General features: G+C 43.5%; 6 protein-coding genes. 3 read left to right on the top strand and 3 right to left on the bottom strand.

Annotated features, from left to right (window positions below; translation table 11 throughout):
* Positions 1–29 precede the first annotated feature (29 nt).
* Positions 30–317: a DUF3288 family protein gene (locus AC805_RS07535; RefSeq protein WP_055074848.1), complete on the bottom strand. Its 288-nt coding sequence runs from the start codon at positions 315–317 to the stop codon at positions 30–32.
* 23 nt (positions 318–340) lie between these two features.
* Positions 341–1,519 carry a hypothetical protein gene (locus AC805_RS07540; RefSeq protein ID WP_055074849.1) on the bottom strand — a complete coding sequence of 393 codons (1,179 nt, stop codon included), beginning with the start codon at positions 1,517–1,519 and terminating at the stop codon, positions 341–343.
* A gap of 596 nt (positions 1,520–2,115) precedes the next feature.
* On the opposite strand from AC805_RS07540, the gene AC805_RS07545 reads away from it, so the two are divergent.
* Positions 2,116–3,306 carry a glycosyltransferase family 4 protein gene (locus AC805_RS07545; RefSeq protein WP_055074850.1) on the top strand — a complete coding sequence of 397 codons (1,191 nt, stop codon included), beginning with the start codon at positions 2,116–2,118 and terminating at the stop codon, positions 3,304–3,306.
* 204 nt (positions 3,307–3,510) lie between these two features.
* Here AC805_RS07545 and metK read toward each other — a convergent pair whose 3' ends face one another.
* Complete coding sequence (gene metK / locus AC805_RS07550) at positions 3,511–4,749, bottom strand: methionine adenosyltransferase (RefSeq protein WP_055074851.1); 1,239 nt, start codon at positions 4,747–4,749, stop codon at positions 3,511–3,513.
* Between the two features lie 446 nt (positions 4,750–5,195).
* On the opposite strand from metK, the gene AC805_RS07555 reads away from it, so the two are divergent.
* Positions 5,196–5,672 carry a T3SS (YopN, CesT) and YbjN peptide-binding chaperone 1 gene (locus AC805_RS07555; protein WP_055074852.1) on the top strand — a complete coding sequence of 159 codons (477 nt, stop codon included), beginning with the start codon at positions 5,196–5,198 and terminating at the stop codon, positions 5,670–5,672.
* A gap of 130 nt (positions 5,673–5,802) precedes the next feature.
* The gene (locus tag AC805_RS07560) at positions 5,803–6,969 is read left to right on the top strand and encodes a homocysteine biosynthesis protein (protein WP_055074853.1); all 1,167 of its coding nucleotides are present in this window, start codon (positions 5,803–5,805) and stop codon (positions 6,967–6,969) included.
* Positions 6,970–7,119 lie beyond the last annotated feature (150 nt).

The raw sequence follows: 7,119 nt of genomic DNA on the forward strand, positions 1-7,119 counted from the left end.
TCAAGTGACTGTAGCTATACATTAATTTTCTATGCCCAGTCATCCTGTCCTTCATCCTGCGCCATATAAACCTTCCCCACCGCATGAATTGCTCTGGTTTTTACAAATAATTCTTCCTCAGTTAATTGCCAATTATTCAAGATCTTTAATAGATCGGTTTGAATGTCCCTTGCTCCGACAAATCCCTTATAGCGGACGATCAGACGACCAAGATCGGCATAGTCACGATTGCTCTGACGTGATTGCGCCAGCAATTCGTTAACAATTTGCCGATCCTTGGTGTACTGCGGATGTCGTTGATCCTTTGCTTCTGCCATGAGATTTAATGAGACGTTTGAAATTACTGTCTCAGAATGACAACCTCATTGCCAGTAACAGGTGTACGGGCAATCAGATGATTTTCGGCATCAGCGACAAATAATTTCTTGAAATTGAGTGATTGCGAACGAATTTGCAGATCCTTTACCAATTGGCTCTGTTGAGTTGGTTCTAGCTGATACCATCCCTCATTGAGAGCTACAATCAAGCGTCCGCGCTTAAAGTTGGTCTGAACAGAACCCAGCAATGATTCGCCGTACTGATTGGCAACTTCAGCAACTTGGGTTTGGATTTTGGCGATCTCAATTTGCTCAGCAGTTAGCGGTACATCTCCACGCTCTGGCTTAACCAAGTCCTTATTAACTGGTTGCTTTTGGGGATTATTGCTAGGTTGGCTAATTGCCGTCGGGCTAGTTGCCACCTTTTTCAGGTTTTGGCTATGGGCATGGGATGGTTTGAGAAGGATCAGTAGCGAAAATAGGGTCACTAAAGCGATCGTACCAGCACGCTTATCGAGAATCCGCTTGATTTCATCGGAGAGGGGAACCTGTCCCGCAATACTACTCATAGAACGCCAAATTGGAGCCGTAGCCGTAACCGTCTTTTTCCAAGCGTCATTTTCTTGTAGTTTTTCCCAAGAATTGACCAAACTTGGGGTTGAAGCTGCCTTAGCTGAGGCTTTTTGCCAAATATTGGTGGCGATCGGATCGAGTTTGTCCACGGAAATCTGGAGGAATCCTAAAATTTTGGGAGTTACTTGTTCTTTCACAAACTTCCAAGCAATGCCAAATTCCTGCTTAACTTGCGCTACTAGCGGAGAATCCGCTTCAGTAGAGGCATTTAGCAGTCCAGCAACCTCACCATTGGCATCTGAGGTGCTTTCCTGACCTTCTAGATTTTGTTGAAGTTTTGTTAAGGCACTGACTAACCCAGCGATCGCCTTAGCTGACCATACCTGTCCTGTTTGCAAAACTTTATTGAGGGTAGGATTGCCAGAGATATCAGCGGTAGCGGTTTCGGGCTGTCCTTCTGTCGTAACCTTTGAAGGGGTAAGCTTGGTTTGCAGATTGCGCAGTGTAGGCAGCAAGCTTTTCACAAGTTTTAGTAATAGCGCTTGTAATTGCGGCTGTACCTTTGTCCAAGTCTCTCCAACTTGTTGAGTGACACGCTCAAATGCTTCTTTATTCTTGTTTTCTGTCATAACTGCCTCCTGTCACAATTCACACGGTTTCATGCAAGGTATCACAAATTATGCAGTGAGCGTAACATAATCTTGAGGCATTTCTTAGTATTTCGCTATAAAGCCTTAAGTTTTGCTTTGCCATGAATTTGCGCTCTAATCCTTGCCAGTTAAGGTCTATGGCTATTTTTAAATAGCGCTCCCATTTTATAGCTACAGTCACTTGACTTTGGTCAAATCAAACCCCAAAAGATGAGTCACTCATCTTGGTCAAGCAAAACACGTTGCCGTAGCAGTAATTGGCAGCTATGCGCAAAAACATAAAGATCGATATCCCTCGTTATACCTAGTGTTATACCAATTTTTAGGGTTTTATATTTAATTAAGCCCACTTATTTAGTTACCTAGATAGTTGCTATAGTTAAATAAGCCTTATTACTTGCAGTACATTGCCTATGTGTTGGATAAACGTAAGCAAAGCAAAAATAAATCGCAGTTAGATTTTACATTTTGCTTATGGGAGAAAACAAAGCAATGTATCTCTTTTATGACTTGATTGTCGCTTTAATCAATCACAATATCAATCACAATATCAATCAAAATATTACTTAAATATCATGCGTATTCTTGCTCTAGCTTGGGAGTTTCCACCACGCATCATTGGAGGAATCTCTCGTCATGTAGCAGAGCTATATCCTGAAATCGTTAAACGCGGACATGAAGTTTATTTAATCACGGTCGCAGTTGACGGCGAGCCTTTAGAAGCGATCGTTAATGGTATTCATGTGTATCGCGTTCCCGTTCAAGCAGACAAAGACTTTTTTCAATGGGTTGGGCAGATGAATGCTCATATGTTGGACTTTGCGAGAGAGTTCTTGACACTTAATCCTATGGACTTAATTCATGCCCATGATTGGTTAGTTGAAGAAGCGGCGATCGCCCTGAATCATGAATTTACCATTCCCCTTGTGACCACTATCCATGCTACCGAATATGGACGATGTAATGGAATTCATAATGACACTCAACGATATATTCATCACAAAGAAATTCGCTTAACAAAGGCATCTCAGCGCATCATTGTTTGTTCCGAATATATGCGTGGGGAGTTGCAAAGGGCTTTAGATTGCCCGCCCGAAAAGACAGATGTGGTGTATAACGGTTTGAGTGTTGAACGTTGGCAAAATATTGCTGCCTATCGCCAGTTAGATCTTGCATCACTCCGATCCAAGTATGCCAAACCAGAAGAAGCGATCGTCTATTTTGTCGGACGCATCACCTATGAGAAGGGTATTTATATTTTGCTAAATGCCATGCCTAAGGTGCTGGCAGCAATGAATGACCAAGTCCGATTAGTAATTATTGGAACTGGCGATGCCTATTCAATTCTCCTGCAACGTCAAGCTTGGGATCTTGGTATTTATCACAAAGTATTATTCACTGGGTTTATGGCAGATGAAGATTTTTGGGAATTCCAGAAAGTTGCCGATTGCGCCGTTTTCCCCAGTCTCTACGAGCCATTTGGGATCGTTGCCCTTGAGAGTTTTGCCGCCAAAATCCCCCTTGTAGTTTCCGATACGGGTGGTTTACCTGAAGTTGTCCGCCATCAAATTACAGGCATAGTCACAAGGGTCAATGATGCTAATTCTGTCGCTGACGGAATCATTGAAATTTTGCGAAATCCAGACTATGCAAATACCCTAGCAAATAATGCTCAGGCTGAACTCAAAGAAAGATTTGCATGGGACAACCTCGCCAAACAAACTGAAGCAGTGTTCCTAAAAGCCAAGCCTTCAGGATCGTCGTGATTTCGCTCATGCTCAGAGAGAGAGGAAGATGATTGGCGGCGCTTAGCGCCGCCAATCATCTTTAGGGTTTTATGGCGTAGCCATTTCTCATTTTTTAACTTAGGACAAATCAAACCCCACAAATCGACTGGCGGCGCTTAGCCCCGCCAGTCGATTTGTGGGGTTTATGTCTTAGTACCCTTTATATATTCTTGCTATGTAAACTTAAGCGTTCTTTTGCAAGATTTCCACTTTGTCAAGACGCTCCCATGGCAGATCGAGATCATTGCGTCCCAAATGACCATAAGCAGCCACATCTTGATAAAAGCGTCCCTTGCGATCGCTAGGCAAATTTTGTAAATCAAAATTTTTGATAATTGCCGCAGGGCGTAAATCAAAATGATCCTTCACTAGGCGGAGCAACGTCTCTTCATCGACTTTGCCAGTGCCAAAGGTATCAATGTGCATACTGGTAGGACGAGCCACACCGATCGCATAGCTAATTTGTAATTCACATTTGCTAGCCAGCCCTGCCGCTACAATATTTTTGGCTGCATGACGTGCGGCATAGGCAGCACTGCGATCGACCTTTGTCGGATCTTTACCCGAAAAAGCACCGCCACCATGACGTGCATAACCACCATAGGTATCGACAATAATTTTGCGACCAGTTAGACCTGAGTCACCTTGAGGACCACCAATCACAAACTTGCCTGTAGGATTTACTAAGTAGCGAGTTTGTTCGCTAGGTTTGAGCGATGTATCGGCAAAGCTTGGTAAAACTACATGCGTCCAGAGATCGGCTTTAATTTTTTCCTGTACCTTAGCTTCATCGCTAATGTCGTCAATCGCGGCATCATGTTGGGTAGAAATCAGGATCGTGTCGATCGCCACTGGTTTATTATCTTCATAAACCACCGTGACTTGGGTTTTGCCATCGGGACGTAAATAGGACAGAGTGCCATTTTTGCGCACTACCGATAACTGGCGGGCTAAACGGTGAGCAATGGCGATCGGCATGGGCATAAACTCAGGGGTTTCATTGCAAGCAAACCCAAACATGATCCCTTGGTCGCCAGCTCCAACCGCTTCCAGAGCTGCGTCTTCTTCTTCACCAGTGCGGGCTTCGAGGGCAACATTTACGCCTTGGGCAATGTCTGGAGACTGTTCGTCAAGTGCGACCATCACCGCGCAGCTATTGGCGGAAAATCCATTGTCAGCATTGATATAACCAATTTCAGCAATTTTTTTACGAGCAATATCGACGTAATTGACATGCGCTTTAGTTGTGATTTCCCCAGTGATCAAGACCAGACCTGTGTTTACCACAACCTCGGCAGCGACACGCGATCGCGGATCTTGAGCCAATAAGGTATCGAGAATCGTATCGGAAATTTGATCGCAGATTTTATCGGGATGACCTTCCGTAACTGATTCAGATGTAAATAAAAAGCGACTAGCCAACTATGTTTCCTCCTAAACGCAAGAAGTAATAAGGCAAATTTTTGGTATCTCTTAAGATTTATCCATCATAGTACAAGGTGTTAATGTACAAGATGCTAGGGCGGACGTTATTTGGTTTCATTGATTTAATTGCCGTCTAGCCACCGCAAATTTCGATCTGTCTTAGTTCGAGTAAATAGAGTTAAGTATAGCTATAGCCAAATAAGTTAAGACACAAAACCCAGAAGAGTGTTGCGGTGCATCGCGCCGCAACACTCTTCTGGGTTTTGTTTTTGTCATAACATAACTGGCTACTGCTATATTTCTAAAATCCTATGAAAATGTCGCTGTGTATGGGTATAGTCTGATTAATCTATGATCACTATGATCAATTTATATGATCAATTTAATTGTCACTATTGATTGCCAAACTCATACAGTTTTCTACACTTTTGGAGGCAAATAACTTGAAATTTCAAACTGCTGCTCAAGAAGTCTGCTATGAAAAAGTAGTAACTTGGATGCAAGAGATATTTGGGAAATGCCCCTGTGCACGTCAAGATATTCCAGGCTTAGGCGTATTTATGGGATCGGCGCTTGTAGAGGTTTTGATTTTCCCTTGGGATGAAGACGATGCTGTGATTAATACGCGATCGTATGTAGTAGTTGGTGCGGTATTAACACCAGAACTAATGCGTTATTTGCTGGAAGAAAATGCCAAAATGATTTTTGGGGCTTTTGGGATCTCTCCAGACAGCGAAATTCTCTTTGAACATTCGATTGTAGGCTCTACTTGTGACATAAAAGAATTAGAAGCCTCGGTAAAAGCCGTAATGGAAATAGCTGATGAGTATGACGATAAAATTGTTCGACGATGGGGCGGTAAACGAGCCTTAGATCGCATCCATGCTGGCAATCTATCAATTAATGGCTGGTCTTTGTAAGTAGCTAGGCAGAATTAAAGGATTGCCATTTTTTGAAAGTGCTGCTTTGCAGCACTTTCAAAAAATATATTGGATTTTAATGGAGCGTAAAGCGTTATATTGCTAGATAACTGCCATATAGCAAAGTCCTATGTCCCAAACGATCGCTGATATTAACGCCAAAATCAAAGCTGGTAAGGCTAAAGTACTCACTGCTACCGAACTCAAATCCCTTGTTCTGGATATCGGTGTTACTCAAGCTGCTAAACAGGTGGATGTGATCGTTACTGGTACATTTGAGCCAATGGAGTCATCGGGAGCAATTCTTAATTTGGGGCATACCGATCCTCCAATTAAGATTCGCACTTGTTGGATTGATGGTGTACCTGCCTACGCGGGGTTTGGTGCTGTCGATATCTATTTAGGAGCAACCCAAGAAGCCGATCCTACCGACGAATCTCCTCAATATCGCGGTGGTGGTCATGCGATCGCCGATCTGATTGCTGGCAAAACATTGACCTTTAAAGCGATCGGACATCCCAATGATTGCTATCCCCGAGCTAATTTTGAAACCACGATTACGAAAGAATCGATCAATCAATTCTATCTATTTAATCCTCGTAATCTTTATCAGAATTTTATTGTGGGAGTTAATGGAGGAGAAGAGACTCTATATACCTATCTAGGTCCTCTTCAGCCCCGTTTGGGGAATGCGGTTTATTCCAATCCTGGAGCGATTTCGCCACTATGGAACGATCCAGATTTGCAGTTAATTGGTATTGGCACGCGCATATTTATGGGCGGGGGCATCGGCTATGTGGCATGGGAAGGAACCCAGCATTTCCCATTACAAAAGCGCTTAGAGAATCGCACTCCCATAGGACCAGCGGCAACTCTAGCTCTGATTGGCGATGCCAAACAAATGACTGCGGAATGGGTGCGTGGTTGCTACTTTCGTAATTATGGTGCATCCTTAATGATGGGTGTGGCTGTTCCCCTTCCTGTAATTAATGAAGAAGTGGTTGCTAGAGCCGCAGTACTTGATGAAGAGTTGGTTGCGCCAGTGATAGACTTCTCTATTCCTCGGCGAGTGCGTCCGATTTTTGGTTCGGTTTCCTATGCTCAACTCAAGTCAGGCAAAATCACGATCGCGGGTTCTACGGTGCGTACTGCACCCCTTGCCAGTTTACATCTATCGGAAGAAGCGGCTAAAACCCTCAAAGATTGGATTCTGAAAGCAGAATTTACGCTCACTGAACCCGTGGCGATGTTACCCAGCGATCGCGCTTTTTTACCGCAAGATGTGCGTAGTTTCTAATACCAAAGCTCAAAATGGCTACGCCATTTTGAGCTTTGAAAACCCTTACTGGCTTTAGTTTTTAATTCACGAGAGTGCGATCGCACTCTCGTGAATTGGTATTATAGCTATCGCCAATTGTACTAGGACATAAACCCCAAGAAGTGACTG

Origin of the sequence: Pseudanabaena sp. 'Roaring Creek' (assembly GCF_001402795.1) — a bacterium.
GTDB lineage: Bacteria > Cyanobacteriota > Cyanobacteriia > Pseudanabaenales > Pseudanabaenaceae > Pseudanabaena.